Annotated in this window: 22 protein-coding genes and 2 pseudogenes; 9 read left to right on the top strand and 15 right to left on the bottom strand. The window is 58.3% G+C overall.

The window, feature by feature from the left end:
* Window positions 1–144: 144 nt before the first annotated feature.
* Window positions 145–852 carry a DUF4232 domain-containing protein gene (locus tag ABRP88_RS04260; protein ID WP_023017858.1) on the top strand — a complete coding sequence of 236 codons (708 nt, stop codon included), beginning with the start codon at window positions 145–147 and terminating at the stop codon, window positions 850–852.
* Between the two features lie 603 nt (window positions 853–1455).
* Window positions 1456–2408: pseudogene (locus tag ABRP88_RS04255) on the top strand (IS3 family transposase); the annotation flags it as partial.
* A 514-nt stretch (window positions 2409–2922) separates the two neighbouring features.
* Here the strand turns inward: ABRP88_RS04255 and ABRP88_RS04250 are convergent.
* Window positions 2923–4113: pseudogene (locus ABRP88_RS04250) on the bottom strand (IS256 family transposase); the annotation flags it as partial.
* Window positions 4114–4257 carry a hypothetical protein gene (locus ABRP88_RS11445; RefSeq protein ID WP_284902041.1) on the bottom strand — a complete coding sequence of 48 codons (144 nt, stop codon included), beginning with the start codon at window positions 4255–4257 and terminating at the stop codon, window positions 4114–4116.
* 529 nt (window positions 4258–4786) lie between these two features.
* Between ABRP88_RS11445 and ABRP88_RS04245 the strand changes: the two genes are divergently transcribed.
* From ABRP88_RS04245 to ABRP88_RS04230, 4 genes are read left to right on the top strand one after another with little or no spacing between them, the layout of a single operon-like run.
* Entirely contained in the window at window positions 4787–5623 is an 837-nt protein-coding gene (locus ABRP88_RS04245) for a DUF368 domain-containing protein (RefSeq protein WP_023017852.1), read from the top strand.
* Complete coding sequence (locus ABRP88_RS04240) at window positions 5623–6510, top strand: ABC transporter substrate-binding protein (RefSeq protein WP_023017851.1); 888 nt, start codon at window positions 5623–5625, stop codon at window positions 6508–6510. The genes ABRP88_RS04245 and ABRP88_RS04240 overlap by 1 nt, the downstream gene beginning before the upstream one ends.
* Window positions 6503–7456 (top strand): amino acid ABC transporter permease, encoded by a 954-nt coding sequence (locus ABRP88_RS04235; RefSeq protein WP_005280304.1) that lies wholly within the window; start codon window positions 6503–6505, stop codon window positions 7454–7456. Before ABRP88_RS04240 ends, ABRP88_RS04235 begins: the two co-directional genes overlap by 8 nt.
* Complete coding sequence (locus tag ABRP88_RS04230) at window positions 7456–8220, top strand: amino acid ABC transporter ATP-binding protein (protein ID WP_005280303.1); 765 nt, start codon at window positions 7456–7458, stop codon at window positions 8218–8220. Before ABRP88_RS04235 ends, ABRP88_RS04230 begins: the two co-directional genes overlap by 1 nt.
* A gap of 28 nt (window positions 8221–8248) precedes the next feature.
* Here ABRP88_RS04230 and ABRP88_RS04225 read toward each other — a convergent pair whose 3' ends face one another.
* The 8 genes from ABRP88_RS04225 to ABRP88_RS04190 are packed head-to-tail and all read right to left on the bottom strand — an operon-like array spanning window position 8249 to window position 15486.
* Entirely contained in the window at window positions 8249–8995 is a 747-nt protein-coding gene (locus ABRP88_RS04225) for a sulfite exporter TauE/SafE family protein (RefSeq protein WP_005280302.1), read from the bottom strand.
* Window positions 8992–9465 (bottom strand): pantetheine-phosphate adenylyltransferase, encoded by a 474-nt coding sequence (gene coaD / locus ABRP88_RS04220; protein WP_126318921.1) that lies wholly within the window; start codon window positions 9463–9465, stop codon window positions 8992–8994. Before coaD ends, ABRP88_RS04225 begins: the two co-directional genes overlap by 4 nt.
* 15 nt (window positions 9466–9480) lie before the next feature.
* Entirely contained in the window at window positions 9481–10083 is a 603-nt protein-coding gene (rsmD, locus tag ABRP88_RS04215) for a 16S rRNA (guanine(966)-N(2))-methyltransferase RsmD (protein WP_126318919.1), read from the bottom strand.
* A complete protein-coding gene (locus tag ABRP88_RS04210) occupies window positions 10084–10296 on the bottom strand; it encodes a biotin/lipoyl-containing protein (RefSeq protein WP_005280298.1) in 213 nt (70 codons plus the stop codon).
* Between the two features lie 19 nt (window positions 10297–10315).
* The gene (locus ABRP88_RS04205) at window positions 10316–12442 is read right to left on the bottom strand and encodes an ATP-dependent DNA helicase RecG (protein WP_349836312.1); all 2127 of its coding nucleotides are present in this window, start codon (window positions 12440–12442) and stop codon (window positions 10316–10318) included.
* Between the two features lie 2 nt (window positions 12443–12444).
* The gene (locus ABRP88_RS04200) at window positions 12445–13797 is read right to left on the bottom strand and encodes a DAK2 domain-containing protein (RefSeq protein WP_349836311.1); all 1353 of its coding nucleotides are present in this window, start codon (window positions 13795–13797) and stop codon (window positions 12445–12447) included.
* Window positions 13798–13807: 10 nt separating this feature from the next.
* On the bottom strand, window positions 13808–14446 hold the full coding sequence (locus ABRP88_RS04195; RefSeq protein WP_349836310.1) for a uracil-DNA glycosylase: 639 nt from the start codon (window positions 14444–14446) through the stop codon (window positions 13808–13810).
* A gap of 2 nt (window positions 14447–14448) precedes the next feature.
* Window positions 14449–15486 (bottom strand): thiamine-phosphate kinase, encoded by a 1038-nt coding sequence (locus tag ABRP88_RS04190; protein ID WP_349836308.1) that lies wholly within the window; start codon window positions 15484–15486, stop codon window positions 14449–14451.
* Here ABRP88_RS04190 and ABRP88_RS04185 point away from each other — a divergent pair.
* A complete protein-coding gene (locus ABRP88_RS04185; protein ID WP_349836306.1) occupies window positions 15434–16333 on the top strand; it encodes a DUF3515 domain-containing protein in 900 nt (299 codons plus the stop codon). The two genes, ABRP88_RS04190 and ABRP88_RS04185, sit on opposite strands and share 53 nt — an antisense overlap.
* 72 nt (window positions 16334–16405) lie before the next feature.
* Here the strand turns inward: ABRP88_RS04185 and ABRP88_RS04180 are convergent, their stop codons facing one another.
* A complete protein-coding gene (locus ABRP88_RS04180; RefSeq protein WP_349836305.1) occupies window positions 16406–17473 on the bottom strand; it encodes a D-alanine--D-alanine ligase family protein in 1068 nt (355 codons plus the stop codon).
* Window positions 17474–17495: 22 nt separating this feature from the next.
* Window positions 17496–18494 (bottom strand): NAD(P)H-dependent glycerol-3-phosphate dehydrogenase, encoded by a 999-nt coding sequence (locus ABRP88_RS04175; RefSeq protein WP_349836303.1) that lies wholly within the window; start codon window positions 18492–18494, stop codon window positions 17496–17498.
* A gap of 150 nt (window positions 18495–18644) precedes the next feature.
* Here ABRP88_RS04175 and ABRP88_RS04170 point away from each other — a divergent pair, with 150 nt between their 5' ends.
* Complete coding sequence (locus ABRP88_RS04170) at window positions 18645–19643, top strand: NUDIX hydrolase (RefSeq protein WP_284770522.1); 999 nt, start codon at window positions 18645–18647, stop codon at window positions 19641–19643.
* Window positions 19644–19679: 36 nt separating this feature from the next.
* Here the strand turns inward: ABRP88_RS04170 and ABRP88_RS04165 are convergent, their stop codons facing one another.
* The 3 genes from ABRP88_RS04165 to leuC form a co-directional block, all read right to left on the bottom strand.
* A complete protein-coding gene (locus ABRP88_RS04165) occupies window positions 19680–20429 on the bottom strand; it encodes a hypothetical protein (RefSeq protein ID WP_349836302.1) in 750 nt (249 codons plus the stop codon).
* A 138-nt stretch (window positions 20430–20567) separates the two neighbouring features.
* Window positions 20568–21158, bottom strand: coding sequence for a 3-isopropylmalate dehydratase small subunit (gene leuD, locus ABRP88_RS04160; RefSeq protein WP_349836300.1), 591 nt, complete (start codon window positions 21156–21158; stop codon window positions 20568–20570).
* A 22-nt stretch (window positions 21159–21180) separates the two neighbouring features.
* Complete coding sequence (leuC, locus tag ABRP88_RS04155) at window positions 21181–22602, bottom strand: 3-isopropylmalate dehydratase large subunit (RefSeq protein ID WP_349836299.1); 1422 nt, start codon at window positions 22600–22602, stop codon at window positions 21181–21183.
* 52 nt (window positions 22603–22654) lie between these two features.
* Between leuC and ABRP88_RS04150 the strand changes: the two genes are divergently transcribed.
* Window positions 22655–23338 (top strand): IclR family transcriptional regulator, encoded by a 684-nt coding sequence (locus ABRP88_RS04150; protein ID WP_349836297.1) that lies wholly within the window; start codon window positions 22655–22657, stop codon window positions 23336–23338.
* Window positions 23339–23547 lie beyond the last annotated feature (209 nt).

Here is a 23547-nt window from a genome sequence, read left to right as displayed (position 1 = left end):
CATGTTCACGCTTTCAGTCACAGGACGGCTACTGCACACTGTGTGACACATTCTGCGAATCGTTGCTCATTGCTAGCAAAGACTTAACAGACTCGTGACCAGTAATCTCTAGTCCCCGTCGTGCTGTGAAACTATCCTGTGGGCATGAAGAATCTGCGCGTACTCCTGTCCCTCAGCCTGCTGCTACCACTCGCCGCGTGTTCCGCCGGCGAGGAGGACACTGCGGCACCGTCGGCAGTCACGACCACCGTCGTTCACTCGGCCGACGCCCCTGCGGGTGACGATGCCGCCGACGGCACTGTCGGTGCTGGCGGTGCGGACGCCGCCGATACCGCCACGGCCGACAACGTTGCTTCCGGGGCCGCTCCCGGCGCGTCCGGCACCGCACCAGCCCCAGCATCCTCCACTATCCCGCCCTTGCCCGAGGGCGCCTGCGCCACCTCCCAGCTCTCCGCCGAGATCACCAACGAGCAGGGAGCCGCTGGCTCCCGACTCGTCGACATCGTGCTGACCAATACCTCTGGCGAGGAGTGCACCCTCACGGGCTTCCCCGGCGTCTCCGCCGTCACCGGCAACGACGGCACTCAACTAGGCCCCGCCGCGCTGCGTGAGACCGGCACCGAAGCTGCCACCGTGACGCTGGCGCCAGGGGCCCAGGCCCGCGCGGGGCTCAAGATCACCAATGTGGGATTGCTCGACGCGGCGGCCTGCCAACCTCAGGACGCCGATGGCCTGCGGATCTATCCGCCCGAAAACACCGACAGCCTCTATGTCGCAGTACCGGGCCTGCAGGGCTGCGCGGGCGAGGTCGACATCTTGTCTGTCCAGCCCATTACTGAGCTCTCCCCGTAAATCATTTCGATCTCCTAACAATTTCCAGCTGGTGATAGAACTCGGCTTCGCGCTTCGTTAGTCTCGGCCACGAGTTCGCCCCCTCGGACGAAGGACATACACCATGACCACTCTCCCTGTCCTCCTGCCCCAACGCACCGCGCGTGCCGCAGTAGCGGTGGCATCAGCAGCCGCGCTCGTTGCGTCCTGCTCCCTCCCCGACACCCGGCGCGAGGCAGCCCCGTCGGAATCCGCAGTGGCACCTGACTCGACCACGGCGACCGAGTCTGCCTCCAACCCAACAGCGACCTCGAGCACTTCCTCACGCGCGACTCGCAGCAGCACCAGCCCAGCTACGTCGAGCAGGGCGGCATCGACACGCAACTGGCCCGTATCCTTGGCCGAAGAAAGCTGCGACCCGAACGCCAGAGTCGCCGACACCGAAGTCGGCGAATTCGTTGACAAAGGCGAAGCACCAACGGCCATCGTTCATTTCCTGTCGACGGGAGGAGCCTGAACGCGGAGCGCCTCTCAAAGACTTCAAGGTCACCCAAGATTCTTTCGATGCGTGCGAGTGAAGCGTCCTCGGTTTAGTTCCTACCTCAGCTAAGGAAGGATTGAACTATGCCTAGAAAGTATTCCGTCGAGTTCAAGGAGAAGGCGATCCATCAGATCATCGAAATGGTCCGCCTGGAGTCCTGCGCACTGCAACGTGCCTACACAGAGGTCGGTGAGCTGCTAGGGGTATCTCACCCTACGTTGCGGGCTTGGTACCGTGACAGCGCTTCAGTACGTGATGACTCTGACGCTTCATGCGGCGAAACGATGGAAGAAGAGCTTGGGGCGTCTGCGCCGAGAAAACCGCGAACTGAAACGAGCAAACGGGATTCTTAAGACTGCTTCGGCTTTTCTCGCAGCGGAACTCAACCGACCCTAAGACCAAATGATCTCCTACATCGACGCGTATAAGGATCAGTTTGGGGCCCGGGGACATCTGCCGAGTCCTTAAACAAGCAGATCGTGGATTCATCACCTCACGCGGTTACCGCAAAGCCACCACACGCGTTCCCAGTGCAAGAACCTTAAGCGATAGCCTTCTCATCCCAGAAATACAGCGTGTGCATGCGCAGAATTTCTCGGTCTACGGCATCCGCAAAATGTGGCACACTATGAACCGTGAAGGTTATCATATCGGCCGCGACAAGACCGCACGTCTGATGAAACTCGCAGGTGTTTCCGGCCGCCGACGTGGACGAACCCCTGTGACAACGATTAGCCCGAAGGCACCGGATCATCGCCCAGACCTTGTACAGCGAGACTTCCGTGCGCAGGCGCCAGGCAGGTTGTGGGTTGCCGACATTACCTACGTTCGCACCCTGTCAGGATTCGCCTACACCGCATTTGTCGTGGATGTATTCAGCCGAAAAATTGTTGGTGTCGTTACACGATCGACAATGCGCACCGACGCGCTGCCGATGGAGGCTTTGGAGCATGCGTTAACGACTGCAGGGCGAATTCATGGAAACCAGTTAATTCACCATAGCGATCGGGGCAGCCAGTACGTGTCACTGAAGTATTTCAGGTTAAGGGTCAGAAAGTGTGTCTGGGATCGGGGATTTTTACGCCCTGACCTTTAGGTTAGCGTCAGATATACGCTTTGGGAGCGTATATCTGGCCTTGGGGACGTAAATCCACGTTGTGGCTGACTGCCTGTGGTAGTCGGCGGTGGTGTGGTGCCCCAATGCCAAAGAGTCGACCACGCTGCCACTGCGGCGCCGATACCAAACGCAATGGAACAACCGGCCAGCATTCCTCTGGATGGCTGCGTAAGGCCTACGCTACACCCCAAAATAGGCCGTCCGGAATCCCCAGCGCCGCAGTATTTATCCAGCTCCTCGTGCGTATTGCACCTCTCGGACAGCTCAGGCGTAGCCAGCTCAATGAAATGAGGCTAGTGCCACACCACGTCGGGGCGGTGGTTAAACCGGTCTTGATTGGTGGCGTTGCCTAGGTACCACGACCGAGACTGCTCCAACACCATCTACGCCCCGTCAAGGGAGCGTGTCAAGTTGTTTGTGTGTGGGGCTAGGTTTATAGGTAATTGTCGAAGCGGTCGGGGTAGGCCACGGCCATTTGGTTGATGGCTTGTTTCCAGCCGGAAACTCGGGCTCCTTCCATGAGTCTGCCGGCTGTCGCTGAGACTCGTTTTCCCTGCTTCGCCCTCTTGGCAGCTCGTTTGTCTTCGATATTGCAGATCATCAGCCATAGCGTTTTGAGCGCTGAATCATCGTTGGTGAACTGCACCCTGTTGCGGGTAGCTTTACGCAGTTCATTGTTGAATGATTCAATCGAATTCGTCGTATAGATAACCTTTCTGGCCGCTGGTGGGAACTGGAGAAACGGTACGAAACGCTGCCAAGCATCTCGCCAGACCTTGACTGAGCGTGGATACTTTTCTCCCAATTCAGAGGCTTCAAAATCGTCTAAGGCAGCCTGAGCTGTTGTTTCATCCGCGGCGGTGTAAATCTTTTTCAACGCGGCCGATACGCCCCAGCGATCCCCATAGGCTACCCACCGGTTAGCGGCGCGAATCAGGTGCACGATACAGGTTTGCACCATAGAGTTCGGCCAAGTTGCCTCAACTGCTTCAGGCAGGCCTTTAAGCCCGTCACAGCAGACGATAAAGACATCTTTGACCCCACGGTTAGAAAGATTGGCGCATACCTGCGCCCAAAATGAAGCGCCTTCTTCTTTGGCAATCCACAACCCCAAAATATGCTTGATACCGTCGAGATCCACGCCGATAGCCATGTACGCGGACTTATTGACCACCCGGCCACCATCCCGGACTTTAATGCGCAACGCATCCAGAAAAACCACGGGGTAGAACTCATCTAACTGGCGGTTTTGCCACACCATGACCTCATCCAAGACTGCGTCTGTAACCGCAGAAATCGTCTCATGGGAAATATCAACCCGCATCGCAGTAGCCATATGGTGCTGGATATCCCTAATTGTCATCCCACCGGCATACAAGCTGACGATCATGTCATCGACATCAGTCAAACGCCTAGAACCTTTAGGAACCATAGTCGGCAAGAATGTACCAGCCCGATCCCTCGGGACATCAACGGTTAATGGCCCATAGTTAGAATCCACGGTCTTTGGATACGACCCGTTGCGGTAATTGTCTGTCCCAGCAGCAGCTTTAGCGCTCCTGTCGCCAAACTCGTAGCCCAAATGGGCATCCATTTCCGCGTTGAGTCCCCTGGTAATCGAGGCCTACAACATGCCGCGAACCAAGTCATTGGCATCCATTGTCGACCTGCCTAGGTCATCAATCAGCTTCGCGATCTCAGGGTTAGCAAGCAGCTTCTTTTCAATCGCATCAATCTTGGCCTTATCAGCCGGATCTCGTCTCGCCATAGTAGTCATTCTGGTTCATCTCCTCATGCGGGTTAGGTACCCACACACAAACCATCAGACACTCTCATCATAGTTGTCAATTCGTTGTCACAAACCGGGTCATCGTAAATTATCCCCTGGTCAGACCATTAAATTACGGCAGGCCGCGTGAGTTCGAGTCTCACCAGGGGCACGGTACAACCCCGCTTCCTTCCGGAAAAATATCCACGAAGGAAGCGGGGTTTCGTCATGCCACTTTCTTTCTCTTACCACGGCCTCGATTCAGCGTATATCCTTCCGCGAATTGCATATTTACACAACGGCTAAGAAGCGTTATCTCTGCAAATTAATACCTTCTTACCTCGAGACTTTAAGCACAAGCCCATCTCATATAAGGTAGATAACCGTTAAAGTAATGAAAGATATGCAGGCTTAAGCCACCACGGGCGGTGCTACACCTCGCCGTACGGTCTTGAGCAACGAGCTTTTTGGCATCCCGAGTGGCCCGTCAACCGCAGTCATGTCTTATACCCAGGTAGATTTCTAATTTATGCACTATATTTTGAACGCCGTTCGTGGCGCCCTCATCGGTATGGCCGAGCTGGTTCCCGGCATCTCCGGCGGAACTGTCGCCCTCATCGTGGGGATTTATGAGCGCGCCGTCCGCAATGCCAATGACCTCATCTCCGGCAACTTTAAAAAGGTCGAGTGGTCCTTTCTGGGCTCCGTCGCCGTCGGCATGCTCATCGCCGTTTTCGGCTTTTCCACGCTCCTGTCCAACTTCGTCGACAACAACGTCTCTGCCTCCAGCGCGCTCTTTTTAGGCATGGTGGTCATCTCCATCATCGTTCCGCTTTCCATGTTGTCTAAGGCGGAGCGCACCGCCCCCTCCTCCATCATCGCGTTTATCGCTGCTGCCGTCGTGATTTTTATCGTCACGGGCTTTACCTCCGAGCCGCAGGATGACCCGAGCCTTATCGTGGTCTTCTTTGCCGCAGCGATTGCTGTATGCGCGCTAATTCTGCCGGGTATTTCCGGCTCGCTCATCTTGCTGACCATGGGGCTGTACCAGCCGATCATCGGCGCGGTATCGGACCGCGAGTTGGGCACCATGGGCGTCTTTGCACTTGGTGCCCTGTGCGGGCTCGCCGCCTTCATCAAATTGCTCAACTATTTGCTGAGTACCCACCGCGCTCCCACCCTGGCCGCCATGGCGGGCTTCATGCTGGGATCCCTGCGCGCCCTGTGGCCCTGGGGTGCGGACCAGGACGCCTCTTCGGGCGCCATCATCGGATACTTCATCCTCGGTGCCATCATCGTGTCCATCTTCATCTACGTAGACCGCAGGAACGCACAAGCCATCGATGAAAGGACGGCGGAATATTAATGCCCTGGGCGATTAATCATCGACCACTAACGGCCGCCATCATGGCGTGTGTACTGCCCTTGAGCGCGTGCGTTGTCAACGAGGAAGATTCCACGCCGGAAGGCTGGGAAGAGCCAGATACTGATGTTGTTCCCGAAATCGCAGCGATGTACCACGACGATGATGGCGTGCTCACGGCGGGAACGAACCCGCCCTATGCCCCATTTCAGCTCAAGGACTCACACGGCGATCTGCAGGGCGTAGAGCTCGACCTCGCCCGTGCCGTAGCCGGGGTATTGGGCCTGAAGTTCCAAGCCTTGGAGCAAGATTTCTCCATGATCCTGCCAGCGGTCCAATCCGGCCAGATAGACATGGGCGCCTCCGGGTTTACGGATACGGCCGATCGCCGCGATGAGTTCGACTTCGTGGATCACCTCTATGCGGGCATTCAATGGGCTGAGCTTGTCGATGGACCGAATAAGGTCGATCCCTCTAACCCATGCGGGCTGACCGTAGCGGTTCAGCGCACCACCGTGTCCGAAACCGACGATGTGCGCCCCAAACAAGATGCCTGCGACGGCGACCTCACCGTCTTGTCCTATGACACTGGGGATAACGCCGCGCTCGCCGTCCTTATGGGCCGCGCCGATGCCCTATCCGCGGACTCGCCGGTGACCGCCTGGGCGGTCAATCGCTCCGAGGGAAAGATGCGTGCGGTGGGAGATATGTTCCAAGCCTCCCCTTACGGGTTCGCAGTACCGAAGGACTCGGACTTGGCAAAAGCCTCAGCTGCTGCCCTCCAACACCTCATTGATACCGGTGAGTACGCGGAGATCTTGGCCCGCTGGGGAATTGAAGATGGATTAGTAGACCAGGCGATGATTAATGAAAGGCCCATCAATGGTTAACGAGCACAAAGAGGAAGCCAGCGCGACTGCGCACCAGGAAGCACCCGCCAAGATTGAAGCCCGGCCACTGCGCCACCCTTGGCGGTGGCTCTGCGCGGTCGTGCTGCTCATTCTTGGTCTGTGGTTTGTCATTGCCTCCGCGCGCAATGAGGCCTTTGGGTGGGATACGTACTTCCAGTATCTCTTTGACCAGCGCATCGCCATCGCCTCCCTGCACACGATTGCAATCACCATCTTGTCCATGATCATTGGCGTGGTAGGCGGCGCCATCCTCGCCGTGATGCGCATGTCGCCCAACCCCATCCTGCGCGCCATTTCCTGGATCTTCCTGTGGATCTTTCGCGGCACGCCGATTTATGTCCAGCTGGTTTTCTGGGGCTTGCTATCTGCGATTTATCAATCCATCAACTTGGGCTTTGCAGAGGTCTCCCTGCAAAGTGTGTTGACCAATGCCTTCTTCTTGGCGGTCATGGGCTTGGGCCTCAATGAGGCCGCCTATATGGCCGAAATCGTGCGCTCGGGCATTTCCTCGGTGCCAGAAGGCCAAAAGGAAGCCTCCAAAGCCCTCGGCATGTCTTGGTGGATGACCATGCGGCGCACCGTATTGCCGCAGGCGATGCGCATTATCATCCCGCCGACAGGCAATGAGTTCATTTCCCTGCTCAAGACCTCGTCACTGGTGGTGGCCATCCCCTATACCCACGAGATCTTCGGCCGCGCCACCGATATTTCTGCAGCCCTCTTCCAGCCCATTCCGCTCTTGATGGTCGCCGCCTCGTGGTACTTGGTCATTACTTCCCTGCTCATGGTGGGCCAGTACTTCCTCGAGCGCCACTTTGAGCGCGGCGCCACCCGCGAGCTCACTGGGCGCCAACTTGCCGCGCTTGCCGATGCCGAAGGTACTATCCCCCGCAACGTCTCTGTAATCCAGGAGGGTAAAAAATAATGACTACTCCCATGATCTCCGCACAGAATGTGCACAAATCCTTCGGGCAATTCGAGGTGCTCAAGGGCATCGACTTAGAGGTCCAACCCGGCGAGGTAGCCTGCCTTTTAGGCCCTTCCGGTTCAGGTAAGTCGACCTTCCTGCGCTGCGTTAACCACCTGGATAAAGCCACGGCGGGCCGGCTTTATGTCGACGGTGAGCTCATTGGTTACCGCGAAAAGAATGGAATCCTCTACGAAATCAGTGAAAAGCAGGCTGCGCAGCAGCGCTCCGATATTGGCATGGTATTCCAGTCTTTTAACCTCTTCCCCCACCGCACGGTGGTAGAAAACATCATTGAAGCACCGATGCAGGTCAAGAAGGTGCCAGAGGATAAGGCCCGGAAGCGTGCCATGGAGCTGTTAGATGAGGTGGGACTGGCGGCGAAGGCCGATAACTACCCAGTCCAGCTTTCTGGTGGCCAGCAGCAGCGCGTTGCCATCGCTCGCGCCGTGGCGATGGATCCAAAGCTCATGCTTTTCGATGAACCTACTTCCGCCCTGGATCCCGAGCTCGTCGGCGAGGTCCTCCGCGTGATGAAGGATCTCGCGGCCCAGGGCATGACCATGCTCGTGGTGACCCACGAGATGGGCTTTGCGCGCGAGGTGGCGGATAAAATTTTCTTCATGGACGGCGGCGTAGTCCTCGAATCCGGTACCCCGGTTGAAGTGCTCGACAATCCACAGCAACCGCGCACCAAGGAGTTCTTGTCCTCGCTTCTTTAGGTAGGCCTCGCGCGGTGCCAGCCGCGCCCTAGGCTCCGTAGGTGACGACGCCGCGAATCAGCGCACTGAGAGCGCCGAGGCTAGCTACCGATAGCGACAGTGCGCGCGCGATATCCCTGGACACGATATGCGCGATGCGCGAGCCCAGCCAGATGCCGATGAACATGCCGGCAATGCCTGCGGGCCAAATAACCCAGGGCAGGCCATCGAATGTCGCGGCGCCGAGCGCGGTCTTGGTGATAACGGAAAAGAGCCCGCCCACCACAAAGATCGGTTGCAGGGTCGCCGTATACATGGCTTGGGGCCATTTGGCCGCCTGGGCGTAGACGGTAATGACCGGGCCGGCCACTCCGGCCAAGGTATTGGTAAATCCGCCAAGGATGCCCGCGGAGATGGCCGGGCCCTTGCCCTCCATCGGCGGGACGAACCTAGCGCCGTAGGTCACCACCGCCAAGGCGATGAGCAGTGCTGCACCCACCACTATCAATAGCCCTGCGGTATCGATCTTGCTAATCAACGCCGCGGCCGCCAGAGAACCGATAATCATCACTGGCGCAATGAGCCCAAACATTCTCCAGCTGACATTGCGGCGGACAGTGACCGTAGTAAGCAGAGCATTGACCGCCGCCAAGACGTTGATCACGAGGATGCCTTCTACCGGGCCCATCACCAGCATGAGAATGGGCCCGCCGATAAGGCCAAGCCCCATGCCAGAGACGCGTTGCAGGGTGGATCCCGCGACAACGACGGCAAAAATAATCAGCGCCAATATCATCGGCGGTATTTTTCCTTCACCGCTTGTACTACCGGATCAGGAAGCATGCCGGTGACCTCGCCGCCGAATTGCGCGACCTGCTTGCATAGCGAAGAGCTGATGTAGCCGTACTTTTCATCGGTAAGCAAAAAGACCGTATCGATGCCGGACAAGCGCCGGTTCATCTGGGCCATCGGCAGTTCGTATTCATAGTCCAGGGAAGAACGCAGTCCCTTGACCAAAACGTCGACGCCGTGCTGCGAGGTATAGTCCACGAGCAGGCCGGACCAGTAGTCCACGTTAATACGCGCATCCACGCTTTGCCGGATGAGATCCATGCGTTCGTGCACGCTAAATAACCCGGAAGGCTTTTCTGGGTTGCCAGTAACGAGCACCGTAACCTCATCAAACATCTGGCTGGCGCGCTCAAAAATATTAACGTGGCCAAGAGTGATGGGGTCAAAAGACCCGGGACACACGGCTGTGGTCATAAAATATCGCTTTCTCTAGTTATCTAAGGTGTCATCGGTTTCGTCGGCATCGTCGGTACCGGGACGGGTATAGACTGCCATATCCATGCGCGCGATGCCGAAGGTACGCTTCTTTAATTTCTGCCCCGTCGGCTCAAAACCTTCGGGCCAGTCGGTCTCGGGCGATTCGACGTGGCGTTCAATGACCACCATTGCGCTATCTGTAAGCACTCGCTCTATTGCGGCGATGAGCCCGGCGACATCGTCAAACGCATAAGGCGGATCCGCTAGAACCAGATCAAAGTAGCCGCGCGGGGCGCTGGCCAGGTACGTAGATACCTTCCTTTCCTCCACGCGGGCACCGGGATGTTTCACCACGCCTATGTTGTGCTTGATGATGGACACCGCCGCAGGGTTGGACTCCACCAGCACCGCCTCGTCTGCCCCACGGCTTAATGCTTCCAGCCCCAAGGCGCCGGATCCAGCGAATAGATCAAGCACCGTGGAGCCTGCGAACCCCCAGCGGGCATTCAACGAGGAAAAGAGGCCTTCCCTCGCGCGATCAGCGGTCGGGCGGGTTCCCTCTGCCGGAACTTTAATAGTCCGCCCCCGCGCTTCGCCTGCAATAATCCGCGTCATTTACGCTTCTCCAATCTCCATAATTAAGTCTCCGCCAATAACATCGCTAAAATCCGCCACCGCTATGCGAGTAATCATCCCCGGGCCTGGGGACACGACGGGCGATTCCAGCTTCGTCGCCTCAACGGTAGCTAGCTCCTGACCAGTACTAATTTTCTCACCTACATCGACATGGCAGCGAACGATGCCCGCGAAGGGGGCGTAGATTTTCATACCTATAGCCTATCCCCTCTTAGTTTTTCTCCAAGTATTCCTGCTCGCTTTGGCTCAAATTCCGCGTCAGCTCTTCGGCCAACTGGGGGTTGCGCTGGACCATGGCATACGCATCCGCGTGAGTGCGCTCGACAATATCTTGGTCATCGGCAAGGTTGAGCAACCGCAGCGTCCGGTGCGTACCAGATTGCACCGCACCCAGGATATCGCCCTCGTGTCGTTGCCGAAGGTCTAATTCCGCAAGGTCAAACCCGGACGAGGTCTGGGCAATCTGGGTTATGCGCCTATACGAGGGCGAATTATCCTCCGCTTTCGTATGCAACAGGCAAATGGACGCATTGCCGCCGCGGCCTACGCGCCCGCGCAATTGGTGCAACTGGGAGACGCCGAAATTCTCCGCCTCGCGGATGAGCATGACCGTGGCGTTGGGAACATCGACGCCCACCTCGATGACCGTGGTAGATACCAAGATATCGATCTCACCCCGGGCAAATGAGGTCATGACCTCATCCTTATTCGGCATCTTGCCGTGCAAGATATCTACCCGCAGCCCCTTAAACGGGCCGGCGGCAAGCTGTTCCGCCAGCTCAAGCACTCCGCCCTCGCCTTCGATGCGCGGGCAGACGATATAGGCCTGGTGGCCATGCGCTACTTCCTCGCGAATGCGCTCGAGCGCACGCGCCACCCAAATGGGCCGCCACTCCGCCACCACTGCGGACTGGATCGGCTTTCTCCCGCCGGGCAGCTCGGCGAGCGTCGATACCGCGAGATCACCGAAAATCGTCATGGCGATGGTGCGCGGGATGGGGGTTGCCGTCATGACCAAAACGTGGGGGCTTATCCCCTCGCGCGTCTTAGAGCGCAGGCTATCGCGTTGCTCTACGCCAAAGCGGTGCTGCTCATCCACGATCACCAACCCCAAATCGAAGAACTCGACCGATTCTTGAATGATGGCATGCGTGCCGATGACGATATTCGCCTCACCCGAGACGATATCCAGGAGGGCTTGGCGCTTCTCGGCGGTCCGCATGGAGCCGGTTAAGAGCACAACCTTGACGCCTTCTGGCACCGACGTACCAATAGAGGCCGCGTGCTGGGAAGCCAAAACCTCGGTGGGAGCAAGCAGCGCCGCCTGGCTCCCAGCATCGACGGCCTGCAGCATGGCGCAGGTGGCGACCATCGTTTTCCCCGAGCCCACCTCGCCCTGCAACAAGCGCATCATGGGTAAGGAACCAGACAGGTCATCATCGATCTCAGTGATGACCCGTCGCTGGCCCCGTGTGAGCTCAAAGGGTAGGTGGGTCAATAACTCTTCGCGGAAGCCGCCCAAAATGGCGGGCATCGTCGGCGCCGTGTGCGCGTGCGCATCGCGCTGGCGCAGCGCCATGACCAGGCCAATGGAGAGCGCCTCGTTGTACTTGAGGCGCTGGATCGCGCGCTGCGGGCCAGCCGCGCCGGGCTCATGGATTTCGCGCACCGCTTGGTCCAGGCTGATAATCATCTGCTGGTCTAATGGTTCCCGGATGGTTGGGGTATGCGCGAGCACGTAGTGGATGGCCCCCATGAGGTACCACGAGGTGATCTTTGCCGTGGCGGGATATACCGGGATCCATTCCCGCTCGAGCAATAATTTATCGAGTCGGCCGAATTGGGACAGGTTGCGCAGGGACCCAGTTGCCTTTTGGGGCTTCTTCTTTCCCGCCGCTGGCGCTTGGTAGGCGGCTAGTTCCCCGTCTGGGTGCCCGAAGGCATCGATTTCTACGAAATCCGGTTGTTGTAGCTGGCGCTGCTGGCGAAAATATTTCAATTTTCCACTCATCATCACCCGCTGCCCGCGATGGAGCATGCGCAAGACGTACATGGCATTAAAAAACGTGGCGATGATATGGCCATCGAGTTGGACGTTGATGATGGTCGTCTTGCCCGTATCGCGGGTTGTTATTCCCGTTACGGTTCCGGTGACGGTGACGATATCGCCCTCGGCGGCATCGCCAAGCCCCACGTCTTGATTATGGCGAATGTAATCGCGCGGATAGTGCGCTAAGAGTTCCCCGCAGGTCTTATATCCCAGCGCTTTGGTGATCTTCGTGGCGTCTTTTTTATCCAGTACATCGGTCAAAGGGCGGTCATCCTGCCAGCCAAGCATCGCTATTCCACCCCAATCTCGGTAGGAATATCGGGCACCTGCAAGGCCACTACATCGACGCCTAGCTCTGCCGCCAACTCCTCTTGCGAGATGGCAAGCGGGCTAATGACCGTGACCTGTTCCCCGCCGGCCGCAAGCAACTGGCGGCACGTCTTAGCGATGGCTGCCGCAGTTTCTTCTGCTGAGTGTGCCACCCGCATCGAGTGAGCCGCATCGCGCATGGATTCTACGACCGCAGCGGTATCCGCATTATCCGGCTCATAGACGGAGATGGCGGCTAGCCCCGCCGCAAGGGAAGAAATCTCCACCGTATGCGCCGCAGTTGCGTGTTCTTCTAGCCCGCTGGATAAAACGATGTCCTCGCCTGCCGCCTGGATTTTTTCTCCTGGTTCGACCACCCTAACCCCAGCGGACTGCACCAGCACAGCCATGGGGCCGGCGGGCACCGCAGCGTAGACGGTGCGCGTATGACCTTCGTCAGTGTTTTCTCGCTGAGCAGGGGCTTCCGGAAGGGCCTCTAGGCGCAGGTTGCTGACCGATCCAGCGGCAAAGGCGGTTTCGATGACCGCACCGGCCTGGGTGGAATGGATGTGGATGGAGGCGCTATCTTCGCCTGCCTGCGCGATGACCAAGCTCGTGCCCAAGGGAGCAATCTTCTCCTTCAGCGCCGCGCTATCGCCTTTGAAAAAGAAGACCACCTCAAGTTCGGTGACTGTCTCCGGCATGGATTCGGGCGAGTGGCTGGTCGTGCCCTCGATTTCTGCAAGGAGGGTTTCTAAAAGGATGACCAGGCCGGCACCGCCAGCATCTACCACCCCAGCCGCGCGCAACTCTGGCAGCTGCGAGGGTGTTTCCGCTAGCGCCGTGCGGGCAGCCAAAATCGTCTCCGATACGACGCCGTGAAAACTGGAATCGGGTTGCCGCGCGGTGCTTTCCGCTGTTTCTGCGGCGCATCGCAGTACGGTAATAACCGTTCCTTCCACCGGTTCCGCAATCGCGCGGTCCACGAGCTCTACCGCATGCATAAGCGAAGCTGCAAAGATGGCGCCATCGATGGTGGAATCCACGGTGGCCTCCGCTACTCCGCGCAGGACCTGCGAGAGCACCATCCCGGAATTTCCCCGCGCCCCGCGGACGGCCCCCATGGCTAGCGCAGCCGCAATGTCGCCGTCGGCCTTTTCCACCTCGGCCACGGCGGCTTCCATGGTGTGCGCCATATTCGAGCCGGTATCTGAATCCGGCACTGGGAAGACGTTGAGCGCGTTAATTTCGGCGCGCCGATGGGAAAGCTCGCCTACAGCGCGGTGCGCCCAATTGCGCAATCCGTGAGCGTCCAGCGTGCTGGGGTATGACATGCGCAATAGTTTACAAGTCCCACGCTATCTCTCGCGCACCTTGGTCGCGCAAATGGGCGTTTGCCCGGGAAAATGGGCTGGAGCCAAAGAACCCGCGGCTGGCTGAAAGCGGCGAAGGGTGCGGGGAGGTAATGCAGGGCACATCGGGGAGGAAGCGCTCGCAGGTTTGGGCATCGCGGCCCCATAAAATGGCGACCATTGGGGTACGGTTAAGGGCGCGAATGGCGGCCTCGGTCACCTCTTCCCAGCCAATGCGCCGGTGCGACCCCGCCTGTCCTGGCGCCACGGTCAGCACCCTGTTTAGAAGCAGTACCCCCTGGTCGGCCCAGGCGCTCAAATCACCGTCTTCGCGCCCGCGAACGCCCACATCGTCATAAAGCTCGCGGTAAATATTGACCAAGGACCTCGGGGGCTTGACCCCCGGCTTGGTGGAAAAGGCCATCCCCATCGCGTGGCCTGGGGTGGGATATGGGTCTTGGCCAACGATGAGCACGCGGACATCGTCAAGCGGCATCTGCAATGCCCTGCATACGTCTTCTGCCGGCGGCAGGTAATCCTGGCCGTCTAGCGCCTGAGAAATCCGTGGCCACTGGCGCTCCAGCACCGGCGCGAGAACCGGTTCCCACGAGGGATGATAGGTCGGATGCATTTCTAAAATCCTGCCCACCCTTCTACATAACGGGGTTGTTTACCATCCACCGTAACGCCGCTGCCGCGCGAGACGGTGCCGATTTCCCGGAACCCCGAAGGCGCCTGCTTTGCGGTGGTTCCAATCAGGGTATGGTCTTCGCCGCCAGCCAGGACCCACTGCCACGGATCGCAATCGAGGGCGGCGGCCGCGGCGTGCAAGAGCGGATCGGGCTGGATGGCATCGGCATCCAAATCGATGTGCACCCCGGAGCGCTCCGCCATGGTCCCACAGTCGTGGATGAGGCCATCGGAATTATCGGTCATGGCCGTAACCTCGGCGGCGCGGGCGATAACTCCGCGGCCGGGGCTGAGCCACGGGGCGCAGTGGGCATCAATAAGCGGGTACAAATCCGCATGCTCTGCGGGAAGATCGCGGCCAAACCGCTGCAGCAGGGACAGCCCCGCCGCCGCATGGCCAATCTCGCCGTGGGCTACGACCTTCTGGCCCGCGCGCGCCGCATCAAGGGTCAACGCGGCCCGGCTGCCACCCAAAAAGCCGATGGCGGTGATGTTGATAACTAGCAGGTCCGATTTCGTAATATCTCCGCCCACCAGCTCGGCGTTGTAAAAAGAGCAATGCTCGGCGATGCCCTTAGCCACGCCCCTGACAAAACTCACCGGCGTATCACCCGGTGCGGCGATGGCTAGAAGGGCCGCCACTGGGCGCGCTCCCATGGCTTCGATATCGGCGAAGTTGCGCAGGATGGCCTTTTTGCCTATTTCGCGCGGGGTGGACCATTCCCGCAGGAAGTGCCGGCCATCTACCATCAGGTCGGTAGAAGCCACCGTGCGTGAATTGGGCGGTGCCGCGAAAAGCACAGCAGCATCATCGCCATTCAAGCTGCTGGGGGCAGCCGCTGTGATTTCTCGAATCACCGCCTGCTCCCCCACGTCTGCGAGAGTCTGACTTAAGTTCACCGGCATCCTTTCGATAAAATGAGCCCCTATGACATCCCAATTTAACCGCACCGCGATCTTCATTTCACTTGGGTTGTCCATAGTGATGGTTTTAGCGGTCCTTTTCGGCGCGAAATACGTATTCACAAACACAGCCAAGGCCCCCGTGGCGGTCTCCCCGGTCGATTCCCCGGAGGCCGATTCGCAGGCGTGCACGGACTTTGTGCATGCGCTTCCCGATGAAGCCATGGGCCAACCGCGCGCCGATATTGCAGAGCCCGTCCCCGCTGGCGTTGCCGCCTGGGCCGCTAATTCCCAGGAAAAGGTGACGGCGCGCTGCGGTGTTGCCATGCCCTTCCAGTACACCGATTACTCCACGACGCAAGATGTCGACGGTGAACAGTGGTTCAAGGTCAAGGATGCGACCTCTGGTTCTAACCTCTCTACCTGGTATTCGACCCAGCGCTTTCCCATCGTGGCGGTAACGACCTTTAATGATGAAAAACCGCAGGACCTCAACGAGGCGGTTGCCACCCTGAAGAACAAGACGGCCGAGACCCACCCGGCGCCCTTGCGCGATCTTAAGGCGGCAAAAAATGACCGCTGTACCGCGGTAGAAAAGGCATTACCGGATGAGATTGCGGATGGCTACCACCGCCGCGATGTGGACGATAAGGACACCTACGTGTGGAGCTCTGAGGGGCACGAGGACATCGTCGCGCGCTGTGGCATCGCCCAGCCGGAAAATTACGAGGCAGGCGTGCAACTCCAGCAGGTCAACGATATTGCCTGGTTTGAAGATACGACCCTAGCCCAAGGCACGACCGCAGGAACCTGGTTTGCGCTAGGCCGCGAGAATTACCTGGCGCTGCACGCCCCGCAGGATTCCGCGCAGGCAGCATTGGTGGCCCTCAGCGATATCACCGCGGAGCACATTCCAGAAAGGTAAAACCAGCGTGACTGCCGTACCGCGACGTTACGCGGTACGGGCTTACGCGGTACGGGCTTACGCGGTACGGGCTTACGCGGTACGGACTTGGGCGCGGGCAATGAGGACCTCAAGCAGCGTGGGATAATCCACGCCAGAGGCCGCCAACACCTGCGGGTACATGGAAATCGGCGTAAATCCCGGCAGGGTGTTTACCTCATTGATGTACAGGCCATCTTCGGTGACGAAGAAATCCACGCGGGACAGGCCTGCGCAGTTGAGCGCCCTAAAGGCCCGAATCGCCATTTCGCGCAATTGCGCCGTGAGTTCTTCTGGGAAAGGCGCGGGAATCTGGGCCGTGACCACGTTATCTAGGTACTTGGTCTCAAAACCATAGAAGCCCTCATCGGAGTCATCTATGCCCTTGAGCAGGGCCGGCACTGAGGCAATCAGCTCGCCATCCGGGTATTGCAGGACGCCGACTTCCACCTCGCGGCCGACGATCTCTGGCTCGACCAAAATCTTGTCATCGTCTTCCAGGGCAATGCGTACAGCTTCTGGGAAATCTACCCAGTCGCTCACCTTGGATACTCCAATTGAAGAGCCCCCGCGGGCGGGTTTGACGAAGACCGGCAGGCCGAGGCTGTCTTTTTCCTCTGCGGTTAATTCCGTTCGCCCTTGGACAATAACCTCTGGTGCCACTGGCAGGCCCGCTGCGGATAGAATCTTCTTAGTAAATTCCTTGTCCATTCCCACCGAGGACGCCAATACACCAGGGCCCACATAAGGGATGCCGGAGAGCTCAAAAAGCCCCTGCATGGTGCCGTCTTCGCCATAAGGTCCATGGAGAATAGGAAAAATAATGTCAACGTGTGCATACAGCGATCCATCACTAATCGTGCGGATTTCGCCCTTGCGCCAAGGATCCGCAGAAAGCGCCAATTCCGTGCCGCGCTTGACCTCAGGCATGACGCCGTCGACGATTTCTAGCCCCTCGGTATCGCCCGGCGTCCACGTGCCCTCGCGGGTAATGCCAATGGGCACCACCTCGAATTTTTCCGGATCGAGGTGCTTCATAATTGCGCCTGCAGATACGCAGGACACGGAGTGCTCGGTACTGCGGCCACCGTAAAGGACGGCCACGCGGGTCTTTTCAGTCATGGGCGATGATTTTACCTTTCTGCTACTCCGACTTCTTGGAGCGACCCATAAGGGCGATAATCATATCGTCTACCGCCATACCCTGATGGCACACACCGTAGACGGCTTCCGTAATGGGCATCTCTACCCCAGCCTGCTGGGCCAGGCGGAAGATGGAATCCGAAGAAAACACACCCTCTGCTACTTGGCCATTGGTGGCCGCCTTCGCTTCTTCAAGGCTACCACCTTGACCGAGGCGATAACCGAAGGCTCTATTGCGCGAGAGCGTGGAGTTACACGTGGCCACCAAATCGCCCAAACCCGCCAAGCCGGAAAAAGTGAAAGGCTCCGCGCCCAATGCCGTGCCAAGGCGGGTAATTTCCGCTAGGCCGCGGGTGATCATCGTGGCCATGGTGTTATTGCCCAGCCCCTTGCCTGAGGCCATGCCGCAGGCCAAGGCGATGACGTTTTTGCAAGCACCACCGATTTCAGCGCCGATGACATCGGTATTTGTGTAGGGCCGCAAGTAGGGTGCGGCGATGGCCGCCTGTACTGCCTTGGCGCGCTCTTCGTCAGTGCAGGCGATGACCGTAGCCGCAACCTGCCCCTGCGCTACTTCTTTAGCCAGGTTGGGTCCAGATAGCACCGCCACGCGCTGCGGATCCACGCCTGCCGCGTCCACGATAACTTCACTCATGCGCTTTAGCGTGCTGGTCTCTACGCCCTTGGAAATGGAAACCAGCGTGGAATCCTCAGGCAATGCGGGCGCCCACCGTTCCACGTTGGCGCGCAGAGACTGCGATGGCACGCCGAAGACCACGATATCCGCGCCGGAAAGCGCCTCTGCTTCGTCGTGTGTGGCGCGCAGCGCCGCGGGAAGGTGAATATCCGGCAAATAATCCGGGTTGGTGTGCGTTTTATTGATCGCGTCCGCCAGCTCGGTCCGTCGCGCCCACAGGGTGACATCATTTCCTGCGTCCGCGAATACCTTGGCCAGGGTGGTGCCCCAGGAACCGGCACCCATCACCGCTACATTTACCATGGCTTCCTCCAAACGTTTTTCCTATTATTTCCACCTTAAGGCATTTATCACTCTGGGCGTGGCAAGGATGCGGCAGGGATCTCCCGCGTGGAACAATGATCATGAGGTTAATGCCGATTTTTAACTCACCGAAGAAAGGCACGAAAAGCTATGCCGAGCGCGAAGAAGATGCACGAGACCGATAAAGATAAAAAGTCCGAAAAATTCATTTCCGGCCGGCACCAAGAAATTCCGGTGGATCCCGCCAAAGAATTTCCCCGCACTACCCTTGCCGCCGGCGCGGTAGTTTGGCGGGGCGACGCCGCGAACCCTGAAATCGCACTCATCCACCGCCCGCATTATGACGATTGGTCCCTGCCCAAGGGAAAGGTGGACCCGGGCGAATCGCTGCCTACTACCGCGGCGCGGGAGATCGAGGAAGAAACTGGCTTTCACGTGCGCCTGGGCAAGTTGATTGGCAAGGTCACCTACCCCGTGCAGGGGCGCACCAAGGTAGTCTATTATTGGGCGGCGTTTTACCTCAGCGGTACGTACACGCCCAATGATGAGACCGATGAGCTGCGCTGGGTTCCCATTGACCAGGCACAACAACTTTTGTCTTATGACGTTGACGCCGACGTCGTCGCCAAGGCACAAAAGCGTTTGCAGTTGGCCCCCACAACGCGGGTATTGTATGTGCGCCACGCCCACGCCCATGACCGAAAGAAGTGGGAGGGCGATGACAACCTGCGGCCTTTGGATAAGAAGGGCCGCCGCCAAGCAGAAATGCTCGTGCCCATGCTGGCCGCCTTCCATCCCACCGCGATCTATTCCGCTCGCCCACATCGGTGCCAGCAAACCGCCGCGCCGCTTGCCGATGAACTGGGTAAAGACATTGCCATTAATAAAGACTTTGGCGACGAGGCGTGGGAAAAGAACCCGGCGGCCGCCAAGAAGGCTTTCCGCCGCGTTGTAGAAGACGGCGGGGTGCCGGTCATTATCAGCCAAGGACAAACCATCCCCGGCATCATCGAGGATTTAGCGCCGCAATTCCTCAAGAAGCCGCAGGACGAATTGAAGTTTAAAAAGGCCTCGGTGTGGGTCTTGTCCTTCAATAACGGTGAATTAACCGGCGCCGATTATCTTCCCAGCCCCCTGCCGGTGCGCTAGATAGCTTGAGCCGCGCGAGCCCCTAGCCCTTAGCCCTTAGCCGCGCATGCCGAGATTGCGGCGCACGAAAAGGATAGGGGCTAAGGCCATGAGCCCCGGCAGCACGACGAAGCCCACCACGGTTGAGCCTAGCGCCATTTGGAGAATGATGAGCGCGATACCGACCAGCAAGGTGGTACCGATGTTCCTCTTTGCGATCTCCGTGGAAAGCTTAAAGCAGGCCCCTAGGCCTAGGTCAGGGCGTGCTGCCTTGACGGCTGGGACCCACCACCAGAAGAACAGGGCGAAAAGTCCGGGAATTACCAGCAGAACGAAGCCGATACCGATGACCACGCTGGTGACGAGGTAAGCCAGCATGATGCCGCCCATACCTTTGAACGTGAAGAAATCCCCGAATATCAAATCCTGGCCATTGACCTGCTTATTAGCGGCTTGGCACCAGATTGCAGTTGCCCACAGACAGACGATTAACAAAGCTACTACCGCGAGGGCGAGTAATAACAGGCCCAGTACGCCGAGGGAAATGGAGCCGCCACCGGCGGCAAAGCCTACGGCGATGATGAGGTATGCAACAAAAAGGACGACCATCTGCACGAGTGGGGCAAAAAGCCACTGCGCCCAATTGCGGCCGAAATAGCGGAAACTATCGCCAAAAATGCTGACGGCATCGATGCCGCCTGTAGCGGATGGCTCACTAAAATTCCCTGGTTTCCCACCTGAGTAGGGCTGTTGGGAGTAGTGATTGTATCCATCATGGTCGCGTGACCCAGAATAAGGCGAAGTCATACCGCAGAGCATAATGGATAAACCCGGCTTTACGCTTTCGCCGCTGATATTTGTCACTCGTCCATTGCCCCACCGCTACCCCAGTTCACGGGTGCGGTGGTGTGCGCCCCCGCCAAAGTGTGGGGCGCACCTGCTGGATTATTCCGCGTGCACCGCGGGCTTGAAGCTGGCGCGAGAGTGCTCGAAACTCGTGATGGCCTCTTCATTGCGCAGGGTGATGCCGATGTCATCGAGGCCTTCCATCAGGCGCCAGCGCGTGTATTCATCAATGTCGAATGAGTAGGTGTTTTCACCAACCTGAACGGTGCGTGCCTCCAGATCGACCGTGACTTTGGTTTCCCCGGCTTCCAACTGCTTCCAAATAAGCTCGATGTCTTCTTGTTCCATCAGCCCAGTAAGCAGACCAGACTTTCCCGAGTTACCGCGGAAGATATCCGCAAAACGCGAGGAGAAGACAGCCTTGAAGCCGTATTCGCGCAAGGCCCATACTGCGTGCTCTCGGGAGGAACCGGTACCGAAGTCGCGGCCGGCAAAGAGGACGGAGCCGTCTTTGAACTGCTCTTGGTTAAGTACGAAGGTGGAATCAGAGCGCCAGTTGGAAAACAGGCCTTCCGCAAAGCCTGTGCGCTTGACCGATTTGAGGTAGCGCGCGGGAATGATTTGGTCAGTATCCACGTTGGACGCCCGCAGCGGGACTCCCGTGCCGGTATGGGTGATAAATTTCTCCATTATTTCAACCTTTCTCGCGTGCTTATTTCAGGTCAGCCGGGCTGGACAGGTATCCGGTGACGGCGGTAGCGGCGGCAACCTGTGGGGAAACGAGGTGGGTTCGCCCGCCAGGGCCCTGTCGGCCTTCAAAGTTACGGTTGGATGTGGATGCGGACCGCTCCCCTGGCTTCAGTTGGTCAGGGTTCATGCCCAAGCACATGGAACAACCCGCAGTGCGCCACTCTGCACCGAATTCCTGGAAAATCTGGTCAAGGCCCTCCTTTTCCGCATCGGCCTTAACCACCGCGGAGGAAGGAACCACGATCATGCGCGTATTGGCGTCAATGGTGCGACCCTTGACCACCTCAGCGGCAGCGCGCAGATCCTCGATGCGAGCATTGGTGCACGACCCCACGAAGACGGTATCTATCTTGATATCGCGCAGTGGGGTGCCTGGTTGCAAGTCCATGTACTCCAAGGCTTTTTTCACCGTGGCCTTGGAATTATCATCGCCGCAGTCTTCCGGATCCGGTACGGTTTCGCCCAGCGGCAAGCCTTGGCCCGGGTTCGTTCCCCACGTGACAAATGGCGTCAGGGCTGATCCGTCGATTTCTACGAAGCGATCGAATTCGGCGCCATCGTCAGTAGGCAGCGTCTTCCAGTAATCCACCGCTTTATCCCAGTCGGCGCCCTTTGGGGCGAACTCGCGACCCTTGACGTACTCAAACGTCGTTTCATCGGGTGCGACCATACCGGCACGCGCGCCGGCCTCGATGGACATATTGCAGATGGTCATGCGGGCTTCCATGGACATCTTGCGGATAGCTTCACCGCGATATTCGATGATGTAGCCCTGGCCGCCGCCGGTGCCAATCTTGGCGATGATGGCCAGAATAAGGTCCTTTGCGGAGACGCCTTCCTGCAATTCGCCGGTGACTTCGATGGCCATCGTCTTAAATGGCTTCAAAGAAAGCGTCTGGGTGGCCATGACGTGCTCTACTTCTGAGGTACCAATGCCCATGGCAATGGAGCCGAATGCACCGTGGGTCGAGGTATGCGAATCACCGCACACAATAGTCATGCCGGGCTGGGTAATGCCCAGCTGTGGGCCAACGGTGTGCACGATGCCTTGCTGCTCATCACCCATTGAGTGCAACCGCACGCCAAATTCTTCGCAGTTCTTGCGCAGGGTAGAAACCTGGGTGCGCGATACCTCATCTTTAATCTCTAAGAGGTTGCCGGATTTAATACCCTCCGTCGGCACGTTGTGGTCCTCGGTGGCCAGGTGCAATTCTGGGTGTCGCATTGTGCGACCTTGCAAGCGCAGCCCATCGAAGGCCTGCGGGCTCGTAACTTCGTGCAAAAGTTGAAAGTCAATATAGATAAGGTCTGGTGCGCCCGCGTCGCCCTGCTGGACAACGTGGTCACGCCATACTTTTTCTGCCAAGGTCAGCTTCTGGTTCATAAACATCACTCCACACTTGAAATCTCATAATTTGGGACGTAGATTTCATTATATGGGAGAGTATAGCGCAGTTTCCGGCATTAAGGTACTAGATCGTGCAATGGCCATCATGATGGCCGCCGCAAACCATCCATCGACCCTTAATGAGTTATGTGAAACCACGGGACTACCTCGAGCAACGACACACAGGCTAGCCACCGCGTTAGAGGCACACCGCATCCTCGTGCGTACCCCTGAAGGAAAGTGGAAGGCCGGTCCAGCGCTTCCCGGCAATCGCGATCACATCTTAGAAGTCGCAGGCCCCATCATGGACCAACTCCTCAACCGTACCGGTGAGTCCATTCAGCTCTATGAATTCACGGGAACCACTCGCACCTGCATTGCCACCCGCGAACCCAAGTCCGGCCTACACAACGTGGTTCCGGTGGGGCGACAACTGCCACTAACCTCCGGCTCTGCAGCACGCATCATCGCCGGCTTCGTAGACTTCCCCCTCGACGCCGCGCAATTCAGCGCCGCCGATATAGAAGCCGCGCGCCGCCAAGGCTATGCAGAATCCATCGAAGAACGCGAAGCGGGCCTAGCCTCCATTTCCGCCCCCGTCTTCGATTCTTCCGGCGTTTTTCGCGCAGCGCTATCTATCTCCGGTTCTGCTGAGCGCTTTCGCCCCTCGCCCGCCAAGAAATACGCCCACCTGCTCACCTCCGCCGCCCAAGACCTTTCAGAGCTGCTCTAGCTTCCCCAACACCCCACCAATGCCCTGGACCCCCGACCGGCCCAGGGCTTTTATCGCGTCTTACCCCTGCATACCCGACCCCGTCATGGCCTATTGAAAAAATATCGAAAATTTCCGGCGCGCTATTGAAACCGAACTGAAAACATGATTTAATGAAAACAGAGTGAAAACGAGAAGGTCACTCTTTGGCCTAAGGCACAGAAAGGATT

Origin of the sequence: Corynebacterium sp. KPL2734 (genome assembly GCF_040225595.1) — a bacterium.
GTDB classification, from domain to species: domain Bacteria; phylum Actinomycetota; class Actinomycetes; order Mycobacteriales; family Mycobacteriaceae; genus Corynebacterium; species Corynebacterium rhinophilum.
This window is presented reverse-complemented; position numbering and strand designations above follow the sequence as displayed.

Bases quoted from the DNA above. Each gene is read 5' to 3' on its own strand.
- ABRP88_RS04200 (WP_349836311.1), bottom strand. From the start codon at position 13,797: ATGTCATACCCCAGCACGCTGGACGCTCACGGATTGCGCAATTGGGCG.
- ABRP88_RS04190 (WP_349836308.1), bottom strand. From the start codon at position 15,486: ATGGACAACCCAAGTGAAATGAAGATCGCGGTGCGGTTAAATTGGGAT.
- ABRP88_RS04210 (WP_005280298.1), bottom strand. From the start codon at position 10,296: ATGAAAATCTACGCCCCCTTCGCGGGCATCGTTCGCTGCCATGTCGAT.
- leuD (WP_349836300.1), bottom strand. From the start codon at position 21,158: ATGGAGAAATTTATCACCCATACCGGCACGGGAGTCCCGCTGCGGGCG.
- ABRP88_RS04170 (WP_284770522.1), top strand. From the start codon at position 18,645: ATGCCGAGCGCGAAGAAGATGCACGAGACCGATAAAGATAAAAAGTCC.
- ABRP88_RS04185 (WP_349836306.1), top strand. From the start codon at position 15,434: ATGACATCCCAATTTAACCGCACCGCGATCTTCATTTCACTTGGGTTG.
- ABRP88_RS04240 (WP_023017851.1), top strand. From the start codon at position 5,623: ATGCCCTGGGCGATTAATCATCGACCACTAACGGCCGCCATCATGGCG.
- ABRP88_RS04230 (WP_005280303.1), top strand. From the start codon at position 7,456: ATGACTACTCCCATGATCTCCGCACAGAATGTGCACAAATCCTTCGGG.
- ABRP88_RS04180 (WP_349836305.1), bottom strand. From the start codon at position 17,473: ATGACTGAAAAGACCCGCGTGGCCGTCCTTTACGGTGGCCGCAGTACC.
- ABRP88_RS04225 (WP_005280302.1), bottom strand. From the start codon at position 8,995: ATGATATTGGCGCTGATTATTTTTGCCGTCGTTGTCGCGGGATCCACC.
- ABRP88_RS04150 (WP_349836297.1), top strand. From the start codon at position 22,655: ATGGGAGAGTATAGCGCAGTTTCCGGCATTAAGGTACTAGATCGTGCA.
- ABRP88_RS04165 (WP_349836302.1), bottom strand. From the start codon at position 20,429: ATGACTTCGCCTTATTCTGGGTCACGCGACCATGATGGATACAATCAC.
- leuC (WP_349836299.1), bottom strand. From the start codon at position 22,602: ATGAACCAGAAGCTGACCTTGGCAGAAAAAGTATGGCGTGACCACGTT.
- ABRP88_RS04195 (WP_349836310.1), bottom strand. From the start codon at position 14,446: ATGCATCCGACCTATCATCCCTCGTGGGAACCGGTTCTCGCGCCGGTG.
- ABRP88_RS04260 (WP_023017858.1), top strand. From the start codon at position 145: ATGAAGAATCTGCGCGTACTCCTGTCCCTCAGCCTGCTGCTACCACTC.
- coaD (WP_126318921.1), bottom strand. From the start codon at position 9,465: ATGACCACAGCCGTGTGTCCCGGGTCTTTTGACCCCATCACTCTTGGC.
- ABRP88_RS04205 (WP_349836312.1), bottom strand. From the start codon at position 12,442: ATGCTTGGCTGGCAGGATGACCGCCCTTTGACCGATGTACTGGATAAA.
- ABRP88_RS04175 (WP_349836303.1), bottom strand. From the start codon at position 18,494: ATGGTAAATGTAGCGGTGATGGGTGCCGGTTCCTGGGGCACCACCCTG.
- ABRP88_RS04245 (WP_023017852.1), top strand. From the start codon at position 4,787: ATGCACTATATTTTGAACGCCGTTCGTGGCGCCCTCATCGGTATGGCC.
- rsmD (WP_126318919.1), bottom strand. From the start codon at position 10,083: ATGACGCGGATTATTGCAGGCGAAGCGCGGGGGCGGACTATTAAAGTT.
- ABRP88_RS11445 (WP_284902041.1), bottom strand. From the start codon at position 4,257: ATGGCGAGACGAGATCCGGCTGATAAGGCCAAGATTGATGCGATTGAA.
- ABRP88_RS04235 (WP_005280304.1), top strand. From the start codon at position 6,503: ATGGTTAACGAGCACAAAGAGGAAGCCAGCGCGACTGCGCACCAGGAA.